The organism is Pseudomonas sp. MPB26, from assembly GCF_046605355.1.
Classification (GTDB): Bacteria; Pseudomonadota; Gammaproteobacteria; order Pseudomonadales; family Pseudomonadaceae; genus Aquipseudomonas; species Aquipseudomonas cedrina.
On record NZ_CP176793.1, the window covers coordinates 2,953,011 to 2,974,311 of the forward strand.

A 21,301-nucleotide genomic window follows, 5' to 3' on the forward strand; every position below is an offset into this window, starting at 1 on the left:
GCAAACAATTATCAAATGCCGGCTTCGCCCGTTAGCTGACTGGGCGCTCAATACGATGCCGGGCAGGGGTTATCTGTCACATCGATGAGTGCTTGAGCGGCCCTGCCCTTGGAAGGAAACCCTGTTATGCGCCTGAGTGCCAGCGCTATCGCGCTTGTTGCTTCCCTGCTGGTCAATCATGGAGCCCAGGCCTCGGAACTGCCGCAGCGCTGGGTCAGTGCCGGTGGGGCGCTGTCAGAATGGGTAACGGCCATGGATGGCGAATCGAAATTGGTGGGGGTGGACACCACCAGCCAGCATCCCGAGTCCCTCAGGGCGCTGCCGAGCATCGGTTACCAGCGGCAATTGTCGGCGGAAGGCATTCTGAGTCTGCGTCCGCAGGTGCTGGTAGGTACCGAAGAAATGGGCCCACCGCCGGTGCTGGCGCAGGTCCGAAACGCGGGTGTGCAGGTAGAGATGTTTTCGGCGCAGCCGGACCTGCAGGCGTTGAAAGACAACCTTCAGCACTTGGGCAAGTTGCTGGGCAATGGCGCCAAGGCCAGCGAGCTGTTTGCCGGATATGAGCAGGCACTGGAGCAGCAGAAACGTTGGGTGGCCAAGGCCCAGTCCACTCAAAAGACGCCTGGCGTATTGCTATTGCTTGGCCATGCGGGCGGCAAGCCGCTGATTGCAGGCAAAGACACGGCGGCTGACTGGATGCTGCAACAGGCGGGCGGACGTAATCTGGCAACCCATAGCGGCTACAAGCCGTTTTCCATGGAGTCATTGGCGGGGTTGAGCCCGGATGTGCTGGTGTTTGCCGACCGCGCCCTGACCGGTGAAGCGGCGCGTGCGGCATTGTTCAAGGAAAATCCGATCCTGGCGTCGACGCCGGCCGCCCATGACGGGCGTGTGTTTGAGGTGGACCCCACTTTGCTGGTCGGCGGGCTTGGGCCGCGTCTGCCGCAAAGCCTGGTGGAACTCTCTGCCGGTTTTTATCCGTCCCAGCCTAAGCCTGCCCCATGACCACGCTGGTTAAACCCAAGACCTTGTTTATCGGGTTGGCACTGCTGTGCTTACTGGCCATCTGGTTATCCCTGGCGTTGGGGCCGGTCAGTCTGCCATTGCTGGATACGCTCAAGGCCTCATTGCGTTTGATGGGGCTGCCGATGGAGGCCCAGGGGTTGGAGCAGGCTGAACTGATCCTGGGGCAGATCCGTATGCCGCGTACATTGCTGGGCTTGGCAGTCGGCGGCGTGCTAGCCCTGTCGGGCGTGGCGATGCAGGGATTGTTTCGCAATCCGCTGGCTGATCCGGGGTTGGTCGGGGTTTCCAGTGGTGCTGCGCTGGGCGCGGCGGTGGCGATTGTCGGTGGTTCGTTTTTTGGTGGTTTGCCGGAGGCGTTCGGGCCTTATGTTTTATCTGTGTGCGCATTCCTTGGCGGCTTGGGCGTTACGGCGCTGGTTTATCGCCTCGGACGGCGCAACGGCCAGACCAACGTCGCGACCATGTTGCTTGCCGGCATTGCCTTGACGGCGCTCGCCGGTTCGGCGGTGGGCCTGTTTACCTACCTGGCCGACGACGCCACCTTGCGCACTCTCACGTTTTGGAACCTGGGCAGCCTCAACGGCGCCAGCTATTCGCGCTTGTGGCCGTTGTTGCTGGTGAGCGCGGGCGTCGCGCTGTGGTTGCCGCGCCGAGCCAGGGCGCTGAATGCATTGCTGCTCGGTGAGTCGGAGGCCGGTCACCTCGGTATTGATGTAGAGAGGCTCAAGCGCGAGTTGGTGTTCTGCACCGCCTTAGGCGTGGGTGCTGCGGTGGCCGCAGCGGGCATGATCGGGTTTGTGGGGCTGGTGGTTCCGCATCTGGTGCGATTGCTGGCGGGGCCGGATCATCGAGTCTTGCTGCCGGCATCGTTATTGGCGGGTGCAAGCCTGTTGCTGGTTGCCGATCTGGTTGCGCGCCTGGCGTTGGCGCCGGCTGAATTGCCCATCGGCATTGTCACTGCGTTTATCGGCGCACCGTTTTTTCTATACCTGTTGTTGCGGGGGCGTGCCTGATGCTGCGTGTGGAAGACCTGCAGATCCGTCGCGGTCGTAAAACTGTGCTGGCGGATGTCACGCTCGATCTGTTGCCCGGTGAAGTGCTGGGCGTGCTGGGCCCCAATGGCGCGGGCAAGAGTACGTTGCTCGGTGCTTTGTGCGGTGAGTTGCATCCCGCCCAGGGCAAGGTGTTGTTGGATCAACGTCCATTGTTTGATTGGGTTGGCGCGCAGCGCGCACAACGCCTGGCGGTATTGCCACAGGCCTCGACGCTGGACTTCGCCTTCCGTGTCGAAGAGGTGGTAGGCATGGGCCGCCTGCCCCACCAGACCGGGCGCATGCGCGATGACGAGATTATCGAGGCGGCCTTGCAAGCGGCGGATGTCGGCCATTTGAGCGGCCGCAGCTACTTGGCGTTGTCGGGCGGAGAACGGCAACGGGTGCACCTGGCGCGGGTGTTGGCGCAGTTGTGGCCGGGCGAGGCGGGGCAGACGTTGCTGTTGGATGAGCCGACGTCGATGCTGGATCCCTTGCATCAGCACACCACCCTGCAGGCCATTCGTAGCTTTGCCAATCGAGGGGCAGCGGTATTGGTCATCCTTCACGACTTGAACCTGGCGGCTCGTTACTGTGATCGCATTCTGCTGCTGCAGGCCGGCCGCCCCCATGCCTTGGATACGCCCGCGCGGGTGATGCAGCCTGAGCCGCTCAAAACCGTGTTTGGCCTGGATGTGCTGGTGCAGCCACACCCGGAGCGTGGGCATCCGCTGATCATTGCGCGCTGAAGCCGGCGTTTGCAGGCAGCTTTCGACAGGTAAAAAAAGACCCGGCAAAAGCCGGGTCAAATAACCGTGATTAGCCTGATGAGGAGATAATCTGAGAGTCCGAACCAATGGTCTTTCAGTTATCGGCTGATCTCGCGACCAGTTGTGATAATCATAACGATTCTCATTTGAGAGTCAACCTTTGTTTTTAGCCGTTCTGCGCGTTTTCTCAAACACCTGTTCGGAAGGCATGCAGATACCGAGCGGTGCTCAACTTTTCTGACGGGTCGATAGAGCGTCCAACTGACGGTTCAACGCCTCCTTGCGCTCGGCAGGAACGTCGTTCCAGTGCACATCCATCAAGGCGCCCTCGATGGCATACAACAGTACTTTCGAGGCGCGGAACCCGCGTGTGCGCACGGCGCGGTACGCATCGACTGCGCCCAGGCGGCGCAAGTCTGACGCGCTATGGATGCCCACCGCATGCAGCCACTGCGCCGACGTCTTGCCGAGGTTTTTCAGGAGTTGCAGCTCATCGTTCATCAAACCTCCTTGCGATGGCCTAATGGTTCGGTGGGTATCGTGACCATGCAAGCCTGAGAGGAGTGTAGCGCTCAGTAGGAAAAACGCAGTTCTTTAGTCGGAAACGGCCTAAAGACTGATAAGAAAGGGGGCGTCAGATGCCAGACAATCCCCGCAAGGCGGGCGCCAGGCGGGGCGAAAAAGCGCGGGTTCAGCGAGTGCGGTAGCGTAGGCGGGTGCCGAAATTGACCGACATGAGGATCTCGTCAGCGCTCAGTTCCGGCGGGAAGTAGGTGCCGGAAATTTGCGCGTGGGCAAGGCTTGCGCCTTCCAGCGGACAGTCGCGAAGGTCAAGGCCGCGCAAATCGGCGGAGCGGAAATAAGCGTCGGTGAAATCCACGCCCGCGGCGTTCAGCTCACGCAAGTCCAACCCACGGAAGTCTCCACCGCGCATGTCGATGACGCCGTTGTCTGGGCGTTCCTGGTTGAAGCCCCGGATATCATCTTTATGCAGGAGCGAGTAGAGGGGAGAATCGAGAAGCTTGGGCTGACTCATGACGGCGACTCCTGTTGGATTTATGGCGCCATTATAGTGCCACTATTGCTCGATCGTGCGCCTTAGTAGACGACACGATCAAGAAATTTTTCTTACAGGCCTGGGAGGCGCTGGCGTATATGCGCCACCAATGCATCAAGGGTGCCGCTTTCATTGGTTTCGACACGCTTGCTGAGCAACTGTTCCTCGGTGGTCAGTGGCTCGCGATTCGCCTGCTGTTCTTCGATCACCGACAGTGTTGCGTCGGAAGGGTCGTTTTTGTCCGCCTGACGCTGTGCCAACCAGCTGGCGATGACCGCTTGGGGCGCATTGCAATCCAGAATCAGGAAGGGCGCGCCGGTCGCCTCGGCAACCTTCGCCGCTGCGCCACGTTGCTCGCGCTTCAAGAAGGTCGCATCCAGCACCACCGGGTAACCGGCGCGCAGTACGGTAGCGGCGATTTCATTCAAGCGTGTGTAAGTCGCCGCGCTTGCGTCGGCCGCATAAATACCGGCCTGCGGCGTGTTCTCAACCTGCTGCTCGCCGAACAGGCGCTTGCGCTCCACGTCCGAGCGCAGTCGCACGGCGCCCAGTGCCTCTACCAGGCGCATCGCCACGTGGCTTTTGCCCACGGCCGAAACACCATGGGTAATCGCCATAAAGCGCGACGGAATTGTGCTGTAGCTTTCCGCCAGGTTGGCGTAGTTACGGTACTGGCGCAGGGTAGTGGCGCGTTGTACCGGGCTGGCCTCGCTCGGCATGCTGAACAACGCGACCTTGGCGCGTACCAGGGCGCGGTAGGCTTTATAGAAGTTCAGTACTTCCAGGCCCTGATAGTCACCGGTCAACTCAAGGTATTGGCTGATAAAGCGCCGCGCCAGTGACTTGAGGCCGCGGTCTTCCAGGTCCATCGCCAGGAAGCCGGTATCGGCGTAAACGTCAGTAAAACGGAAGGGCTCGTTGAACTCGATGCAGTCGAAGATCACCACGTGGCCATCGATCAAGGTGGCGTTGCCCAAGTGAATATCACCGTGGCATTCGCGGGTGAAACCCTCCACTTTGCGCTGGGCAAGCAGTGGCTTGAGGCGCTCGAAGCTGCTTTCGGCCCAGGCTTGCAAGGCATCCAACTGAACCAGGTCGGCCTTGTCACTGAGGAACGGGCGGATCTGGTCGAAGTTCTGGCGAACCGGCGCCATCACTTCTTCCGGCGTGCCGGCTGGGTGTTCCTGCGGGACTTTCGGCGCAGTCAGGTGGAAGTGCGCGATCTGCCTGGCCATCTCATCGATGTGCGCGCTGGTCAGTTCGCCATTGGCCTGCAAGGTGCTGAGCAATTGGCTCTGCGGGAACTGGCGCATTTTCAATGCGTATTCGATGACCGGACCTTCGCCGCCCAACTGCGGGGCTTCGGCGGTGCCGGTGATCGGCAACACGTCGAGATACAAATCTTGCGTCAGGCGCTGGTTGAGGCGCAGTTCTTCGCAGCAGAAGTGGCCGCGCTTTTCCAGGTCGGTGAAATCCAGAAAGCCGAAGTTCATCGGTTTCTTCAATTTATAAGCATACGGGCCAGTCAGTACGACCCAGGAAATATGGGTCTCGATGACTTGGAACGCTTCAACCGGGTGCGGGTATAAAGCCGGATTTTGCAGGGCAGCGATCAGGGACTGGCTCACGGGCGATCCTTCAGAGTCTGGGGGAAAACATGGCGGGCATTATGGCTGCTGCGGCCGGTCGTGCAAACCGCTGTCCGGCTCATGTTGATCCTCAATAAAGTGCGTATAATCCGCCGCCATGACTCGAACCCGATCTCCCCGTTCCCGTAAAAAACCTCCTTCCCGCGGCCTGCGCCCTTGGCTGGGCTGGGCGCTCAAGCTCGGCCTGGTGGGGCTTGTAGTGCTCGCAGGCTTTGCGGTGTACCTCGACGCCGTGGTCCAGGAGAAATTCTCCGGCAAGCGCTGGACCATCCCGGCCAAGGTGTACGCGCGCCCGCTGGAACTGTTCACCGGCCAGAAACTGAGCAAGGACGACTTCCTCACCGAACTCGACGCCTTGGGCTATCGCCGCGAACCCGTGAGCAATGGTCCGGGGGCGGCCGCCGTCAGCGGTAATACCGTCGACCTGAATACCCGTGGCTTCCAGTTCTATGAAGGCCTGGAAAAAGCCCAGCCGGTGCGCGTGCGGTTTTCCGGCGATTATGTTGCGGAGTTATCGTCACTCAATGGCTCCAAGCTGCCCGTGGTTCGCCTGGAACCGCTGATGATCGGCGGCATTTATCCGAAAAACCTCGAAGACCGCATACTGATCAAGCTTGATCAAGTGCCGCCGTTCCTGCTCGAAACCCTGGTGGCCGTCGAAGACCGCGATTTCTATCATCACTGGGGCGTCTCGCCGAAGTCGATCGCCCGCGCAGTCTGGGTGAACACCTCCGGCGGCAAGATGACCCAGGGCGGCAGTACGCTTACGCAACAATTGGTCAAGAATTTCTACCTGACCAGCGAGCGGAGCCTGACCCGCAAGCTCACCGAAGCCATGATGGCGATGCTGCTTGAATTGCATTACAGCAAGCAGGAAATCCTCGAGGCATACCTCAACGAGGTATTCGTCGGCCAGGACGGCCAGCGCGCGGTGCACGGTTTCGGCCTGGCCAGCCAGTTCTTCTTTGGCCAACCGCTGTCTGAACTGAAGTTGCATCAGGTCGCGTTGCTGGTGGGCATGGTCAAGGGGCCTTCCTACTACAACCCGCGCCGCAACCCTGAGCGTGCGCTGGAACGCCGCAACCTGGTGCTCGATGTGCTCGAACAACAAGGCGTGGCCACGGCGGAACAAGTGGCTGCGGCGAAGAAAATGCCGCTGGGCGTTACCACGCGCGGCAAGCTGGCGGACAGCTCCTTCCCGGGCTTTATCGACCTGGTCAAACGCCAACTGCGTGAAGACTACCGCGACGAAGACTTGACCGAAGAAGGCCTGCGGATCTTCACCAGCTTCGACCCGATTTTGCAGATGAAAGCCGAGGCGTCGGTCAACGACACCTTCAAGCGCCTGACGGGCCGTAAAGGCTCGGACGAAGTCGAAGCGGCCATGGTCGTGACCAATCCGGAAACCGGCGAAGTGCAAGCCATGATCGGCAGTCGCCAGGCCAGCTTCGCCGGCTTCAACCGCGCGCTGGATGCGGTGCGGCCAATCGGCTCGCTGGTCAAACCGGCCGTTTACCTGACCGCGTTGGAAAAACCGAGCAAGTACACCCTGACCAGTTGGCTGTCGGATGACCCCTTGTCGGTCAAAGGGGGGGATGGGCAAGTATGGACTCCGCAGAACTTCGATCGGCGTTCCCACGGTACGGTGTTTCTTTACCAGGGGCTGGCGCACTCCTACAATATTTCCACGTCACGCCTTGGGCTTGAAGTCGGTGTCCCGAACGTCCTGAAGACCTTGGCGCGCCTGGGGATCACCCGTGAATTCCCAGCCTTCCCTTCTATACTGCTAGGGGCCGGTGCCATGACGCCGATGGAAGTGGCGACCATGTACCAGACCCTCGCCAACGGTGGTTTCAATACGCCGATGCGCGGCATCCGCAGTGTGCTGACCGCCGAGGGCGAGCCGCTCAAGCGTTATCCGTTCCAGATTCAGCAGCGGTTCGATGCAGGCTCCATCTACCTGATCCAGAACGCCATGCAGCGTGTGATGCGTGAAGGTACGGGCAGCTCCGTCTATAAAGTTCTGCCGTCCAACCTGACGTTGGCAGGCAAGACCGGTACCAGTAACGATTCGCGCGACAGCTGGTTCGCTGGCTTCGGCCAGGATGTGCTGGCGGTGGTGTGGCTGGGGCGCGACGATAACGGCAAGACCCCGTTTACCGGCGCTACCGGTGCGCTGCAAGTCTGGACCAGTTTCATGCGCAAGGCCGACCCGCTGCCGCTGAATATGCCGCAGCCGGATAACATCGTGCAGGCCTGGATAGATCCGCACACGGGTCAAGGCTCCGATGCCAACTGTCCGGGAGCGGTGCAGATGCCGTATATTCGCGGCAGCGAACCGCCACCCGGTGCCGCATGCGGTGGCGGTGCCCCTGCTGACGCGGAATCGGTGATGGATTGGGTCAAGGGCTGGATGAATTAAGCAGAGAGGGTTTCAAGTGAACAAGTGGTGGATTCCAGCGATTACAGCTCTGGCTTTGCTCAGCGGTTGCTCCAGCGTGCAACGCGGCTCCATTCCCGTGGTGGACTCGAGCACAGCCGTCTCCAATAGCGATCGGATTTCGGCCAATGGCGGTTTCCGCCAGACCGTGACCAATCGCCCTGCCCAGGCCGCGCCCCAAGCGGTGCCGCAGGATTCGGGCGTGGTGGTGATGGTGCCGGGGGCCGGCTCCGCCACCTCCGCGCCGATCAGTGCCGAGCCGTGGACCCCAGGGCCAAGCGCTTCCGGACCGATCGATACCGCACCGGTTCAAACCGCACCGATCAACCAGGGCACCTACAACATGCCTTCGACGCCGAGCGGCATTCCATCGTCCTCCAGCGCCGGCGGCCTGTCGGCTGACGAGCAACTGGACGGCCCGGTGCTGGCCCTGCTCACCACTGCCCAGCAGCAGCAGGCAGGTGGCGATTTGAACGGTGCATCGTCGAGTCTCGAACGTGCCCAGCGCGTTGCCCCGCGCGAGCCGCAAGTGCTGTATCGCCTGGCACAGGTGCGCATGGCCCAGGGCGACGCACCTCAAGCGGAGCAGTTCGCTCGTCGTGGCTTGTCCCTGGCCAACGGTCGTCCCGACCTGCAAGCCAGCCTGTGGGCGTTGATTGGTGACGCGCGCGCCGCACAGGGCGATGCCGCCGGTGCTGCCCAGGCGCGACAGAAAGCCAAGGTCAGCCTCTGATGGATGCACGCTTTCCGGCGATTGCCGAACAGTTATTGCTGATTGAGCGTGAGTTGCGCGTGCAAGGCTGGTGGGACGAAGTGTCCCCCAGCGCCGAGGCGCTCAGCAGTGTCGAGCCTTTTTCGGTGGATACCCTGGACTTTCACCAGTGGCTGCAATGGATCTTCCTGGTGCGCATGAAGCAGATTCTCGAGCAGGACCTGCCATTGCCCAATGCGTCGGGCATCCTGGAAATGGCCGAGATGGTGTATGCCGATCGCCCGCTTGAAAGCCTCGGATTGCGCAACGCGCTGAAAAAGTTCGACCAATTGATCGCCGACGCTCGTTAATTGCCTGACTGCCGGGATTTCCGGCAGTCTTGCGCACATTTCTACCGCTTGACGACATTCAGGCGAGTTTTATCCCTCCTCAAAGCCCTTTCTTCTACGTTCTCATGCGCTTAGTTGGAAAAAAGCGCAATTATTGCTTGACTTGAAGAGCCTGAAACAGAAGAATCCAAAGTCCGCTGTATCGGGACTGCCAGAAGCAGGCCCGCTCAGCAGATCATGAGGCGCACATCCGCGCCGACCTGTAACACCCGCAACGCGTTACCTCGCGCTGGGTGGGAAAAGCCCGCAACACTTGGGACGATCCCAATACTTGCTCAGTCAGTGCTGACGTAGTCGGCGACCACCGTCGCTCATGCTCTGTTGAGAAGTAAACCTATTAAGACCCGTCGGTTTTCAACGGACGGTATTCTGGCGTTTTAGAGGTGAACAACGTGGAGCTTTTATCTGGCGGTGAGATGCTCGTCCGCTTTTTGCGTGACGAAGGCGTCGACTATATCTACGGGTACCCAGGTGGTGCTCTGCTGCATGTCTACGACGCACTGTTCAAGGAACCGGCTGTTACCCACATCCTGGTTCGCCACGAACAGGCCGCGACCCATATGGCTGACGGTTATGCCCGTGCCACCGGTAAAGCCGGCGTGGTCCTGGTAACGTCCGGCCCGGGCGCAACCAATGCCATTACTGGCATCGCGACCGCGTACATGGACTCCATTCCGATGGTGATCATTTCTGGCCAGGTCGCGAGCACCATGGTCGGTACCGATGCATTCCAGGAAACCGACATGATCGGTATCTCCCGGCCGATCGTGAAACACAGCTTCATGATCAAGCATGCCTCGGAAATCCCGGAAGTCATGAAGAAGGCCTTTTACCTCGCACAGTCCGGTCGTCCGGGGCCTGTAGTGGTCGATATCCCGAAAGACATGACCAACCCGGCTGAAAAATTCGAATACATCTTCCCGAAGAAAGCCAAGCTGCGTTCCTACAGCCCGGCCGTTCGTGGGCACTCGGGGCAGATCCGCAAGGCCGCAGAAATGCTCCTGGCGGCCAAGCGCCCTGTGCTGTACTCCGGCGGTGGTGTAATTCTGGGCGGTGGTTCCGCACCGCTGACCGAACTGGCCAAGCTGCTTAACCTGCCAGTGACCAACACCTTGATGGGCCTCGGCGCATTCCCGGGTTCGGACCGTCAGTTCGTCGGCATGCTCGGCATGCACGGCAGCTACACCGCCAACCTGACCATGCACCATGCCGACGTGATCCTGGCGGTGGGCGCACGTTTCGATGACCGCGTGATCAATGGCGCGAGCAAGTTCTGCCCGAATGCCAAGATCATCCATATCGACATCGACCCGGCGTCCATTTCCAAGACCATCAAGGCCGACGTGCCGATCGTAGGTCCTGTTGAAAGCGTCTTGACCGAAATGGTCGCAGCGCTGAAGGACATCGGCGAAACGCCGAACAAGGAATCCGTCGCCAGTTGGTGGAAGCAGATCGACGAATGGCGCGGTGACCGCGGCCTGTTCCCTTACGACAAGGGCGACGGCAGCGTTATCAAGCCGCAAACCGTGATCGAGACCCTGTGCGAAGTGACCAAGGGCGACGCCTTTGTGACCTCCGACGTGGGCCAGCACCAAATGTTCGCGGCGCAGTACTACACATTCGACAAGCCTAACCGCTGGATCAACTCCGGTGGCCTGGGCACGATGGGCTTTGGTTTCCCTGCGGCCATGGGTGTGAAACTGAGCTTCCCGGAGACGGACGTCGCGTGCGTCACCGGTGAAGGCAGCATCCAGATGAACATCCAGGAACTGTCGACGTGCCTGCAGTACGGCCTTCCCGTGAAGATCGTCTGCCTGAACAACGGCGTGCTGGGCATGGTTCGTCAGTGGCAGGACATGAGCTACGGTAGCCGTCACTCCCATTCCTACATGGAATCGTTGCCGGATTTCGTCAAATTGGTTGAAGCCTATGGCCACGTCGGCATGCGCATCACCGATTTGAAAGATCTTAAGCCGAAGATGGAAGAAGCGTTCGCCATGAAGGACCGCCTGGTGTTCATCGATATCAAGGTGGATACCAGCGAGCACGTCTACCCGATGCAGATCAAAGACGGCTCTATGCGCGACATGTGGCTGAACAAGACGGAGCGTACTTAATCATGCGGCATATTATCTCCCTGCTTCTGGAGAACGAACCCGGCGCTCTGTCTCGTGTTGTCGGCCTGTTTTCGCAACGCAACTACAACATCGAGAGCCTGACCGTGGCGCCGACCGAAGACCCGACCTTGTCGCGCCTGACGTTGACCACCGTGGGCCACGATGAGGTGATCGAGCAGATCACCAAGAACCTCAACAAGCTGATCGAAGTCGTCAAGCTGGTCGACCTGTCGGAAAGTGCCCACATCGAGCGCGAGCTGATGCTGGTCAAGGTCAAGGCCACGGGTGCCCAGCGTGCCGAGATCAAGCGCACCACCGACATTTATCGCGGGCAGATCGTTGATGTGAGCGCCAGTGTTTATACCGTGCAACTGACCGGTACAAGCGACAAGCTGGACAGCTTCATCCAGTCGATCGGGACGGCCTCGATTCTGGAAACCGTACGCAGTGGTGTCACCGGGATCGCCCGTGGCGACAAAGTACTCAGCATCTAACCCAAATTCGCGAATGGCCTTACGGCCTGGATATATAGAGGAACCTCATGAAAGTTTATTACGATAAAGATTGTGACCTGTCGATCATCCAGGGCAAGAAAGTCGCCATCATCGGTTACGGCTCCCAGGGCCACGCTCAAGCGTGCAACCTGAAAGATTCCGGCGTTGACGTTACCGTTGGTCTGCGCAAAGGCTCGGCTACCGTTGCCAAGGCTGAAGCACACGGCCTGAAAGTGACCGACGTTGCTTCCGCTGTTGCGGCCGCAGACCTGGTCATGATCCTGACTCCGGATGAGTTCCAGTCCGCGCTGTACAAGAACGAAATCGAGCCGAACATCAAGAAGGGCGCGACCCTGGCCTTTTCCCACGGTTTCGCGATCCACTACAACCAGGTAGTGCCACGCGCTGACCTCGACGTGATCATGATCGCGCCGAAGGCTCCGGGTCACACCGTGCGTTCCGAGTTCGTCAAGGGCGGCGGTATCCCTGACCTGATCGCGATCTACCAGGACGCTTCGGGCAACGCCAAGAACGTTGCGCTGTCCTACGCTGCCGGTGTCGGCGGCGGTCGTACCGGTATCATCGAAACCACCTTCAAGGACGAGACTGAAACCGACCTGTTCGGCGAACAAGCCGTACTGTGCGGCGGTACCGTTGAATTGGTGAAAGCCGGTTTCGAAACCTTGGTTGAAGCTGGCTACGCGCCGGAAATGGCCTACTTCGAATGCCTGCACGAACTGAAGCTGATCGTTGACCTCATGTACGAAGGCGGTATCGCCAACATGAACTACTCGATCTCCAATAACGCTGAATACGGCGAATACGTGACCGGCCCGGAAGTGATCAACGCCGAATCCCGTCAGGCTATGCGCAACGCCCTGAAACGTATTCAGGACGGCGAATACGCCAAAATGTTCATCAGCGAAGGCGCTACCGGCTACCCTTCGATGACCGCCAAGCGTCGTAACAACGCCGCTCACGGTATCGAGATCATCGGTGAGCAACTGCGCTCCATGATGCCGTGGATCGGTGCCAACAAGATCGTCGACAAAGCCAAGAACTAAGTCGTACGTATCAACAGAAAACGCGGCTTAGGCCGCGTTTTTTCGTTTGGCAGGCAGGTTCTGGTATAAAGCTGCATCGTTTGCGGGCGAACACTCGCCGCAAGTATTTGTCGAATTTTTTTCACCCCGTTGCAAGGTAAAGTCCATGAGCGAACGTCCCGAAGAGCCAAGCCAGGCTTCTGACGCCGAAAGCCTGCTACCCATAGATGAACATGTCGAAGAAGGACATGACGCGGAAGGTCGCAAGGTTCGGCATCGTGGCATCTATCTGCTGCCCAACCTGTTCACCACGGCGAACCTGTTTGCCGGTTTCTATTCCATCATCAACTCCATGAGTGCCCAAAGCGCCCTTGCGGCAGGTGATGCGGCAAGCGCCAGCAAATATTTCGGTTTTGCGGCCATCGCCATTTTCGTGGCCATGGTGCTCGACGGCTTGGATGGTCGCGTGGCGCGCATGACCAATACGCAAAGTGCCTTCGGTGCCGAGTACGACTCGTTGTCGGACATGGTCGCGTTTGGTGTCGCGCCTGCGTTGCTGGCATTTGCCTGGGCGCTGGGTGACATGGGCAAAGTCGGCTGGATGGTTGCCTTCATTTATGTCGCGGGCGCGGCTTTGCGCCTGGCACGCTTCAACACCCAGGTGGGAACTGCCGACAAGCGTTACTTCATCGGTCTGGCCAGCCCAGCGGCTGCGGGTGTGGTGGCGGGTATCGTCTGGGCGTTCAGTGATTACGGCATCCAGGGTTCGAAGATGTCGTTCCTGGTGGCCTTGATGGTGGCTGCGGCCGGCATGCTGATGGTCAGTAACATCAAGTACAACAGCTTCAAGGAGCTGGACCTCAAGGGGCGCGTACCTTTTGTGGCAATCCTGGCGGTGGTACTGGTATTTGCCGTAGTGTTCAGTGATCCTCCGCGCATTCTGCTGCTGGCGTTCCTGGTCTACGCCGCTTCGGGGCCGGTTCAATATTTGCTGCACTTGCGCCGCGACAAAACATTGCCTTAATGTAATTTCGCCCATACTCCGCAGTCTATTGGTGCATCTGTTCTCCAATGCTGCGGAGTTGCCATGTTAATCAAATTGCCCAAAGCGTCCGATTGCCCCGAATCGGATATCACACCAGAGTCCTTCTATCTTTCCCGCCGCAGCTTGCTCGGTGGTGCGCTCGCCGGCATCGCAGCCAGCAGCTTGCCGCGTTGGGCCAATGCTGCCGAGGCCTCGCGCTATGCTGATGTAGAGGCGGGCAGGGCGCCGAACTGGTTTACCGAAAAACTGCCGGGCACCCAATGGCAGGCGATCACGGTAAAAGATGAAGCGATCACGCCGTTCAAAGATGCGACTCACTACAACAACTTCTATGAGTTCGGCACCGGCAAGGGCGACCCGGCAACCAATGCGGGTTCACTGAAGACCGAGCCGTGGAGTGTGGTGATTGACGGCGAGGTGGCGAAGCCGGGCCGTTATGCCCTGGAAGACTTCATGAAGCCCTACCAGTTGGAGGAGCGCATCTACCGCCTGCGCTGCGTGGAGGCGTGGTCGATGGTTATTCCATGGATCGGTTTCCCGATCTCGGCGTTGCTCAAGCAGGTTGAGCCGACCTCCAAAGCCAAATACATCCGTTTCGAAACGCTGCAGGATCCCAAGAGCATGCCGGGGCAGCGTTCGAGTTTTGGTCTGATCGACTGGCCGTATGTAGAAGGCTTGCGGCTGGATGAGGCGATGAATCCTCTGGCGATCCTGGCTGTGGGCATGTATGGGCGCGAATTGCCTAATCAGAACGGCGCGCCGCTGCGCTTGGTGGTGCCTTGGAAGTATGGCTTCAAGAGTGTGAAGTCGATTGTACGGATCAGCCTCGTGAGCGAGCAGCCGAAAACCACCTGGCAGAGCATTGCTGCGGATGAGTATGGGTTCTACGCGAACGTGAACCCTACAGTGGACCATCCGCGCTGGACCCAGGCGCGGGAGCGTCGTCTGCCGAGCGGCTTGTTCAGCCCTAATGTGCGTGAGACGCAGATGTTCAACGGCTACGCCGATGAGGTGGCTTCTCTTTATACCGATCTGGATTTACGGAAGAACTACTGATGCGCTATCCGGCATGGCGCATTGGTGTCTTTATAGCGGCGGCGATATGGCCGCTGTATTGGTTGTATGAAGCCTGGAGTTTTGCTCTGGGGCCTGATCCAGGCAAGGTACTGGTCGATCGTTTGGGGCTGGGTACCTTGATCTTGTTGCTGATCACCCTGGGAATGACGCCACTGCAGAAGCTTAGCGGTTGGCCGGGGTGGATCGCGGTGCGCCGGCAACTGGGGTTGTGGTGCTTCGCCTATGCGGTGCTGCACCTGGCAGCCTATTGCGTATTTGTACTCGGCCTGGATTGGTCGCAGCTGGGCGTGGAACTGCGCAAGCGGCCCTACATTATTGTCGGTGCGTTGGGGTTCCTGTCGTTGCTGGTGCTGGCGGTGACGTCGAATCGCTACAGTCAGCGTCGGCTCGGCAGTCGTTGGAAGAAGCTGCATCGCCTGGTGTATGTAATTCTTGGGCTTGGCTTGCTGCATATGTTGTGGATCGTGCGGGCGGATCTGAAGGAGTGGGTTACCTATGCGTCTATAGGTGCGCTGCTGCTGGTGCTGCGGATACCGCCGGTAATGCGGCGAATCCCCCGCCTTATTGCGAAAAAACCACTTTCTGCAACAAAAGCGTAATTAACGGTTGACGGCAGATTCTGGAAGTCTATAATTCGCCCCACTTCCGGCGCAGTCGAAACGGAAAACTCCTTGATAAACAAAGGGTTATGCGAGATTCGACAGCGACAGGCTTCAGTTCATCGAAGCCCAGAAGGAGTTGGTAGAGCGGTTTTGTCTGGCTCTATTAACGTTTCGATCTTCTCGGTCGAAAGCGGATAAAAAGAGGTGTTGACAGCAGCGTGTAACGCTGTAGAATTCGCCTCCCGCTAACGAGAGATCGGAAGCGCAAGTGGTTGAAGTTGTTGAAGAATTCTTCGAAAACTTCTGAAAATAATCACTTGACAGCAAATGAGGCTGCTGTAGAATGCGCGCCTCGGTTGAGACGAAAGATCTTAACCAACCGCTCTTTAACAACTGAATCAAGCAATTCGTGTGGGTGCTTGTGGAGTCAGACTGATAGTCAACAAGATTATCAGCATCACAAGTTACTCCGCGAGAAATCAAAGATGTAACCAACGATTGCTGAGCCAAGTTTAGGGTTTCTTAAAAACCCAAAGATGTTTGAACTGAAGAGTTTGATCATGGCTCAGATTGAACGCTGGCGGCAGGCCTAACACATGCAAGTCGAGCGGTAGAGAGAAGCTTGCTTCTCTTGAGAGCGGCGGACGGGTGAGTAATGCCTAGGAATCTGCCTGGTAGTGGGGGATAACGTTCGGAAACGGACGCTAATACCGCATACGTCCTACGGGAGAAAGCAGGGGACCTTCGGGCCTTGCGCTATCAGATGAGCCTAGGTCGGATTAGCTAGTTGGTGAGGTAATGGCTCACCAAGGCGACGATCCGTAACTGGTCTGAGAGGATGATCAGTCACACTGGAACTGAGACACGGTCCAGACTCCTACGGGAGGCAGCAGTGGGGAATATTGGACAATGGGCGAAAGCCTGATCCAGCCATGCCGCGTGTGTGAAGAAGGTCTTCGGATTGTAAAGCACTTTAAGTTGGGAGGAAGGGTTGTAGATTAATACTCTGCAATTTTGACGTTACCGACAGAATAAGCACCGGCTAACTCTGTGCCAGCAGCCGCGGTAATACAGAGGGTGCAAGCGTTAATCGGAATTACTGGGCGTAAAGCGCGCGTAGGTGGTTTGTTAAGTTGGATGTGAAATCCCCGGGCTCAACCTGGGAACTGCATTCAAAACTGACTGACTAGAGTGTGGTAGAGGGTGGTGGAATTTCCTGTGTAGCGGTGAAATGCGTAGATATAGGAAGGAACACCAGTGGCGAAGGCGACCACCTGGACCAACACTGACACTGAGGTGCGAAAGCGTGGGGAGCAAACAGGATTAGATACCCTGGTAGTCCACGCCGTAAACGATGTCAACTAGCCGTTGGGAGCCTTGAGCTCTTAGTGGCGCAGCTAACGCATTAAGTTGACCGCCTGGGGAGTACGGCCGCAAGGTTAAAACTCAAATGAATTGACGGGGGCCCGCACAAGCGGTGGAGCATGTGGTTTAATTCGAAGCAACGCGAAGAACCTTACCAGGCCTTGACATCCAATGAACTTTCCAGAGATGGATTGGTGCCTTCGGGAACATTGAGACAGGTGCTGCATGGCTGTCGTCAGCTCGTGTCGTGAGATGTTGGGTTAAGTCCCGTAACGAGCGCAACCCTTGTCCTTAGTTACCAGCACGTTATGGTGGGCACTCTAAGGAGACTGCCGGTGACAAACCGGAGGAAGGTGGGGATGACGTCAAGTCATCATGGCCCTTACGGCCTGGGCTACACACGTGCTACAATGGTCGGTACAGAGGGTTGCCAAGCCGCGAGGTGGAGCTAATCCCACAAAACCGATCGTAGTCCGGATCGCAGTCTGCAACTCGACTGCGTGAAGTCGGAATCGCTAGTAATCGCGAATCAGAATGTCGCGGTGAATACGTTCCCGGGCCTTGTACACACCGCCCGTCACACCATGGGAGTGGGTTGCACCAGAAGTAGCTAGTCTAACCTTCGGGAGGACGGTTACCACGGTGTGATTCATGACTGGGGTGAAGTCGTAACAAGGTAGCCGTAGGGGAACCTGCGGCTGGATCACCTCCTTAATCGACGACATCAGCTGCTCCATAAGTTCCCACACGAATTGCTTGATTCATTGAAGAAGACGATAAAGAAGCAGCCCGAAATTGGGTCTGTAGCTCAGTTGGTTAGAGCGCACCCCTGATAAGGGTGAGGTCGGCAGTTCGAATCTGCCCAGACCCACCAATTTTGTGTGGGAAACGCCTGTAGAAATACGGGGCCATAGCTCAGCTGGGAGAGCGCCTGCCTTGCACGCAGGAGGTCAACGGTTCGATCCCGTTTGGCTCCACCACTACTGCTTCTGACGTTATGAAAGCTTAGAAATGAGCATTCCATCGTGATGATGGTGAATGTTGATTTCTAGTCTTTGATTAGATCGTTCTTTAAAAATTTGGGTATGTGATAGAAAGATAGACTGGACGTTACTTTCACTGGTAACGGCTCAGGCTAAGGTAAAATTTGTGAGTTCTCTTAAACGAGAAATTCGAATTTTCGGCGAATGTTGTCTTCACAGTATAACCAGATTGCTTGGGGTTATATGGTCAAGTGAAGAAGCGCATACGGTGGATGCCTTGGCAGTCAGAGGCGATGAAAGACGTGGTAGCCTGCGAAAAGCTTCGGGGAGTCGGCAAACAGACTTTGATCCGGAGATGTCTGAATGGGGGAACCCAGCCATCATAAGATGGTTACCTTACACTGAATACATAGGTGTATGGAGCGAACCAGGGGAACTGAAACATCTAAGTACCCTGAGGAAAAGAAATCAACCGAGATTCCCTTAGTAGTGGCGAGCGAACGGGGACTAGCCCTTAAGTGGCTTTGAGATTAGCGGAACGCTCTGGAAAGTGCGGCCATAGTGGGTGATAGCCCTGTACGCGAAAATCTCTTAGTCATGAAATCGAGTAGGACGGAGCACGAGAAACTTTGTCTGAATATGGGGGGACCATCCTCCAAGGCTAAATACTACTGACTGACCGATAGTGAACTAGTACCGTGAGGGAAAGGCGAAAAGAACCCCGGAGAGGGGAGTGAAATAGATCCTGAAACCGTATGCGTACAAGCAGTGGGAGCCCACTTTGTTGGGTGACTGCGTACCTTTTGTATAATGGGTCAGCGACTTATTTTCAGTGGCGAGCTTAACCGAATAGGGGAGGCGTAGCGAAAGCGAGTCTTAATAGGGCGTCTAGTCGCTGGGAATAGACCCGAAACCGGGCGATCTATCCATGGGCAGGTTGAAGGTTGGGTAACACTAACTGGAGGACCGAACCGACTACCGTTGAAAAGTTAGCGGATGACCTGTGGATCGGAGTGAAAGGCTAATCAAGCTCGGAGATAGCTGGTTCTCCTCGAAAGCTATTTAGGTAGCGCCTCATGTATCACTGTAGGGGGTAGAGCACTGTTTCGGCTAGGGGGTCATCCCGACTTACCAAACCGATGCAAACTCCGAATACCTACAAGTGCCGAGCATGGGAGACACACGGCGGGTGCTAACGTCCGTCGTGAAAAGGGAAACAACCCAGACCGTCAGCTAAGGTCCCAAAGTTATGGTTAAGTGGGAAACGATGTGGGAAGGCTTAGACAGCTAGGAGGTTGGCTTAGAAGCAGCCACCCTTTAAAGAAAGCGTAATAGCTCACTAGTCGAGTCGGCCTGCGCGGAAGATGTAACGGGGCTCAAACCATACACCGAAGCTACGGGTATCACGTAAGTGATGCGGTAGAGGAGCGTTCTGTAAGCCTGTGAAGGTGAGTTGAGAAGCTTGCTGGAGGTATCAGAAGTGCGAATGCTGACATGAGTAACGACAATGGGTGTGAAAAACACCCACGCCGAAAGACCAAGGTTTCCTGCGCAACGTTAATCGACGCAGGGTTAGTCGGTCCCTAAGGCGAGGCTGAAAAGCGTAGTCGATGGAAAACAGGTTAATATTCCTGTACTTCTGGTTATTGCGATGGAGGGACGGAGAAGGCTAGGCCAGCTTGGCGTTGGTTGTCCAAGTTTAAGGTGGTAGGCTGAGATCTTAGGTAAATCCGGGATCTTAAGGCCGAGAGCTGATGACGAGTCGTCTTTTAGACGACGAAGTGGTTGATGCCATGCTTCCAAGAAAAGCTTCTAAGCTTCAGGTAACCAGGAACCGTACCCCAAACCGACACAGGTGGTTGGGTAGAGAATACCAAGGCGCTTGAGAGAACTCGGGTGAAGGAACTAGGCAAAATGGCACCGTAACTTCGGGAGAAGGTGCGCCGGTGAGGGTGAAGGACTTGCTCCGTAAGCTCATGCCGGTCGAAGATACCAGGCCGCTGCGACTGTTTATTAAAAACACAGCACTCTGCAAACACGAAAGTGGACGTATAGGGTGTGACGCCTGCCCGGTGCCGGAAGGTTAATTGATGGGGTTAGCTAACGCGAAGCTCTTGATCGAAGCCCCGGTAAACGGCGGCCGTAACTATAACGGTCCTAAGGTAGCGAAATTCCTTGTCGGGTAAGTTCCGACCTGCACGAATGGCGTAACGATGGCGGCGCTGTCTCCACCCGAGACTCAGTGAAATTGAAATCGCTGTGAAGATGCAGTGTATCCGCGGCTAGACGGAAAGACCCCGTGAACCTTTACTATAGCTTTGCACTGGACTTTGAATTTGCTTGTGTAGGATAGGTGGGAGGCTTTGAAGCGTGGACGCCAGTCTGCGTGGAGCCAACCTTGAAATACCACCCTGGCAACTTTGAGGTTCTAACTCAGGTCCGTTATCCGGATCGAGGACAGTGTATGGTGGGTAGTTTGACTGGGGCGGTCTCCTCCTAAAGAGTAACGGAGGAGTACGAAGGTGCGCTCAGACCGGTCGGAAATCGGTCGTAGAGTATAAAGGCAAAAGCGCGCTTGACTGCGAGACAGACACGTCGAGCAGGTACGAAAGTAGGTCTTAGTGATCCGGTGGTTCTGTATGGAAGGGCCATCGCTCAACGGATAAAAGGTACTCCGGGGATAACAGGCTGATACCGCCCAAGAGTTCATATCGACGGCGGTGTTTGGCACCTCGATGTCGGCTCATCACATCCTGGGGCTGAAGCCGGTCCCAAGGGTATGGCTGTTCGCCATTTAAAGTGGTACGCGAGCTGGGTTTAGAACGTCGTGAGACAGTTCGGTCCCTATCTGCCGTGGACGTTTGAGATTTGAGAGGGGCTGCTCCTAGTACGAGAGGACCGGAGTGGACGAACCTCTGGTGTTCCGGTTGTCACGCCAGTGGCATTGCCGGGTAGCTATGTTCGGAATAGATAACCGCTGAAAGCATCTAAGCGGGAAACTAGCCTCAAGATGAGATCTCACTGGAACCTTGAGTTCCCTGAAGGGCCGTCGAAGACTACGACGTTGATAGGTTGGGTGTGTAAGCGCTGTGAGGCGTTGAGCTAACCAATACTAATTGCCCGTGAGGCTTGACCATATAACACCCAAGCAATTTGACTACTCTAACGAGCATCAGATTGCGGTGTGTGAAGACGAGATGAACCGAAAGTTCGACGCTCACAAAACACCGACAGCTGTCACATACCCAATTTGCTGAAGCGAGGCCATCCGGCAACGACTCAGTACCCGAATTTCTTGACGACCATAGAGCATTGGAACCACCTGATCCCATCCCGAACTCAGTAGTGAAACGATGCATCGCCGATGGTAGTGTGGGGTTTCCCCATGTGAGAGTAGGTCATCGTCAAGATTAAATTCCGAAACCCCATTTGCGAAAGCAAATGGGGTTTTGTTTTGGGCGGTCGAAAAGACATCTAACATCCCATTTCCGCTAATAACGG

General features: G+C 57.1%; 15 protein-coding genes, 2 tRNA genes and 3 rRNA genes. 17 read left to right on the top strand and 3 right to left on the bottom strand.

What is annotated here, in order from left to right; all coding sequences use genetic code 11:
- The first annotated feature begins 126 nt into the window (after window positions 1–126).
- From ACLH0H_RS13575 to ACLH0H_RS13585, 3 genes are read left to right on the top strand one after another with little or no spacing between them, the layout of a single operon-like run.
- Complete coding sequence (locus tag ACLH0H_RS13575; RefSeq protein ID WP_411382328.1) at window positions 127–1,005, top strand: hemin ABC transporter substrate-binding protein; 879 nt, start codon at window positions 127–129, stop codon at window positions 1,003–1,005.
- A complete protein-coding gene (locus tag ACLH0H_RS13580; protein WP_411382329.1) occupies window positions 1,002–2,039 on the top strand; it encodes a FecCD family ABC transporter permease in 1,038 nt (345 codons plus the stop codon). Before ACLH0H_RS13575 ends, ACLH0H_RS13580 begins: the two co-directional genes overlap by 4 nt.
- Complete coding sequence (locus ACLH0H_RS13585; protein WP_411382330.1) at window positions 2,039–2,806, top strand: heme ABC transporter ATP-binding protein; 768 nt, start codon at window positions 2,039–2,041, stop codon at window positions 2,804–2,806. The genes ACLH0H_RS13580 and ACLH0H_RS13585 overlap by 1 nt, the downstream gene beginning before the upstream one ends.
- Window positions 2,807–3,055: 249 nt before the next feature.
- Here the strand turns inward: ACLH0H_RS13585 and ACLH0H_RS13590 are convergent, their stop codons facing one another.
- From ACLH0H_RS13590 to ACLH0H_RS13600, 3 genes are all read right to left on the bottom strand, one after another.
- Entirely contained in the window at window positions 3,056–3,328 is a 273-nt protein-coding gene (locus tag ACLH0H_RS13590) for a TfoX/Sxy family protein (protein ID WP_411382331.1), read from the bottom strand.
- Window positions 3,329–3,518: 190 nt separating this feature from the next.
- Window positions 3,519–3,863, bottom strand: coding sequence for a pentapeptide repeat-containing protein (locus ACLH0H_RS13595; RefSeq protein WP_169377632.1), 345 nt, complete (start codon window positions 3,861–3,863; stop codon window positions 3,519–3,521).
- Window positions 3,864–3,955: 92 nt separating this feature from the next.
- Entirely contained in the window at window positions 3,956–5,512 is a 1,557-nt protein-coding gene (locus tag ACLH0H_RS13600; protein ID WP_411382332.1) for an AAA family ATPase, read from the bottom strand.
- Window positions 5,513–5,630: 118 nt separating this feature from the next.
- Here ACLH0H_RS13600 and mrcB point away from each other — a divergent pair, with 118 nt between their 5' ends.
- The 14 genes from mrcB (at window position 5,631) to rrf (ending at window position 21,210) form a co-directional block, all read left to right on the top strand.
- Window positions 5,631–7,955 carry a penicillin-binding protein 1B gene (gene mrcB, locus ACLH0H_RS13605; protein WP_411382333.1) on the top strand — a complete coding sequence of 775 codons (2,325 nt, stop codon included), beginning with the start codon at window positions 5,631–5,633 and terminating at the stop codon, window positions 7,953–7,955.
- Window positions 7,956–7,971: 16 nt separating this feature from the next.
- Entirely contained in the window at window positions 7,972–8,706 is a 735-nt protein-coding gene (locus ACLH0H_RS13610; protein WP_411382334.1) for a tetratricopeptide repeat protein, read from the top strand.
- Window positions 8,706–9,035, top strand: a complete 330-nt coding sequence (locus ACLH0H_RS13615) for a YqcC family protein (protein WP_411382335.1) — start codon at window positions 8,706–8,708, stop codon at window positions 9,033–9,035. The genes ACLH0H_RS13610 and ACLH0H_RS13615 overlap by 1 nt, the downstream gene beginning before the upstream one ends.
- 431 nt (window positions 9,036–9,466) lie before the next feature.
- Window positions 9,467–11,191, top strand: coding sequence for an acetolactate synthase 3 large subunit (locus ACLH0H_RS13620; RefSeq protein WP_076952885.1), 1,725 nt, complete (start codon window positions 9,467–9,469; stop codon window positions 11,189–11,191).
- 2 nt (window positions 11,192–11,193) lie between these two features.
- Window positions 11,194–11,685 carry an acetolactate synthase small subunit gene (gene ilvN / locus ACLH0H_RS13625; protein WP_003176102.1) on the top strand — a complete coding sequence of 164 codons (492 nt, stop codon included), beginning with the start codon at window positions 11,194–11,196 and terminating at the stop codon, window positions 11,683–11,685.
- Between the two features lie 47 nt (window positions 11,686–11,732).
- Complete coding sequence (gene ilvC / locus ACLH0H_RS13630; RefSeq protein WP_003212125.1) at window positions 11,733–12,749, top strand: ketol-acid reductoisomerase; 1,017 nt, start codon at window positions 11,733–11,735, stop codon at window positions 12,747–12,749.
- 145 nt (window positions 12,750–12,894) lie between these two features.
- On the top strand, window positions 12,895–13,752 hold the full coding sequence (gene pssA, locus ACLH0H_RS13635; protein ID WP_076952869.1) for a CDP-diacylglycerol--serine O-phosphatidyltransferase: 858 nt from the start codon (window positions 12,895–12,897) through the stop codon (window positions 13,750–13,752).
- A gap of 63 nt (window positions 13,753–13,815) precedes the next feature.
- A complete protein-coding gene (msrP, locus tag ACLH0H_RS13640) occupies window positions 13,816–14,829 on the top strand; it encodes a protein-methionine-sulfoxide reductase catalytic subunit MsrP (protein ID WP_411382336.1) in 1,014 nt (337 codons plus the stop codon).
- Window positions 14,829–15,449 carry a protein-methionine-sulfoxide reductase heme-binding subunit MsrQ gene (gene msrQ, locus ACLH0H_RS13645; protein ID WP_411382337.1) on the top strand — a complete coding sequence of 207 codons (621 nt, stop codon included), beginning with the start codon at window positions 14,829–14,831 and terminating at the stop codon, window positions 15,447–15,449. The genes msrP and msrQ overlap by 1 nt, the downstream gene beginning before the upstream one ends.
- Before the next feature lie 545 nt (window positions 15,450–15,994).
- Window positions 15,995–17,531 (top strand): 16S ribosomal RNA (locus ACLH0H_RS13650).
- Between the two features lie 83 nt (window positions 17,532–17,614).
- Window positions 17,615–17,691 (top strand) — tRNA-Ile (locus tag ACLH0H_RS13655).
- 30 nt (window positions 17,692–17,721) lie between these two features.
- A tRNA-Ala gene (locus tag ACLH0H_RS13660) sits at window positions 17,722–17,797 on the top strand.
- A gap of 248 nt (window positions 17,798–18,045) precedes the next feature.
- Window positions 18,046–20,937 (top strand): 23S ribosomal RNA (locus ACLH0H_RS13665).
- A 157-nt stretch (window positions 20,938–21,094) separates the two neighbouring features.
- A 5S ribosomal RNA gene (gene rrf / locus ACLH0H_RS13670) occupies window positions 21,095–21,210 on the top strand.
- Together the 16S, 23S and 5S rRNA genes with 2 tRNA genes alongside form the textbook arrangement of a ribosomal RNA operon.
- Window positions 21,211–21,301: the final 91 nt, after the last annotated feature.

Excerpts from the sequence above, each read along its gene's own strand:
- ACLH0H_RS13615 (WP_411382335.1), top strand. The coding sequence starts at position 8,706 with ATGGATGCACGCTTTCCGGCGATTGCCGAACAGTTATTGCTGATTGAG.
- ACLH0H_RS13595 (WP_169377632.1), bottom strand. The coding sequence starts at position 3,863 with ATGAGTCAGCCCAAGCTTCTCGATTCTCCCCTCTACTCGCTCCTGCAT.
- ilvN (WP_003176102.1), top strand. The coding sequence starts at position 11,194 with ATGCGGCATATTATCTCCCTGCTTCTGGAGAACGAACCCGGCGCTCTG.
- ACLH0H_RS13575 (WP_411382328.1), top strand. The coding sequence starts at position 127 with ATGCGCCTGAGTGCCAGCGCTATCGCGCTTGTTGCTTCCCTGCTGGTC.
- pssA (WP_076952869.1), top strand. The coding sequence starts at position 12,895 with ATGAGCGAACGTCCCGAAGAGCCAAGCCAGGCTTCTGACGCCGAAAGC.
- mrcB (WP_411382333.1), top strand. The coding sequence starts at position 5,631 with ATGACTCGAACCCGATCTCCCCGTTCCCGTAAAAAACCTCCTTCCCGC.
- msrP (WP_411382336.1), top strand. The coding sequence starts at position 13,816 with ATGTTAATCAAATTGCCCAAAGCGTCCGATTGCCCCGAATCGGATATC.
- ACLH0H_RS13580 (WP_411382329.1), top strand. The coding sequence starts at position 1,002 with ATGACCACGCTGGTTAAACCCAAGACCTTGTTTATCGGGTTGGCACTG.
- ilvC (WP_003212125.1), top strand. The coding sequence starts at position 11,733 with ATGAAAGTTTATTACGATAAAGATTGTGACCTGTCGATCATCCAGGGC.
- ACLH0H_RS13590 (WP_411382331.1), bottom strand. The coding sequence starts at position 3,328 with ATGAACGATGAGCTGCAACTCCTGAAAAACCTCGGCAAGACGTCGGCG.
- ACLH0H_RS13585 (WP_411382330.1), top strand. The coding sequence starts at position 2,039 with ATGCTGCGTGTGGAAGACCTGCAGATCCGTCGCGGTCGTAAAACTGTG.
- msrQ (WP_411382337.1), top strand. The coding sequence starts at position 14,829 with ATGCGCTATCCGGCATGGCGCATTGGTGTCTTTATAGCGGCGGCGATA.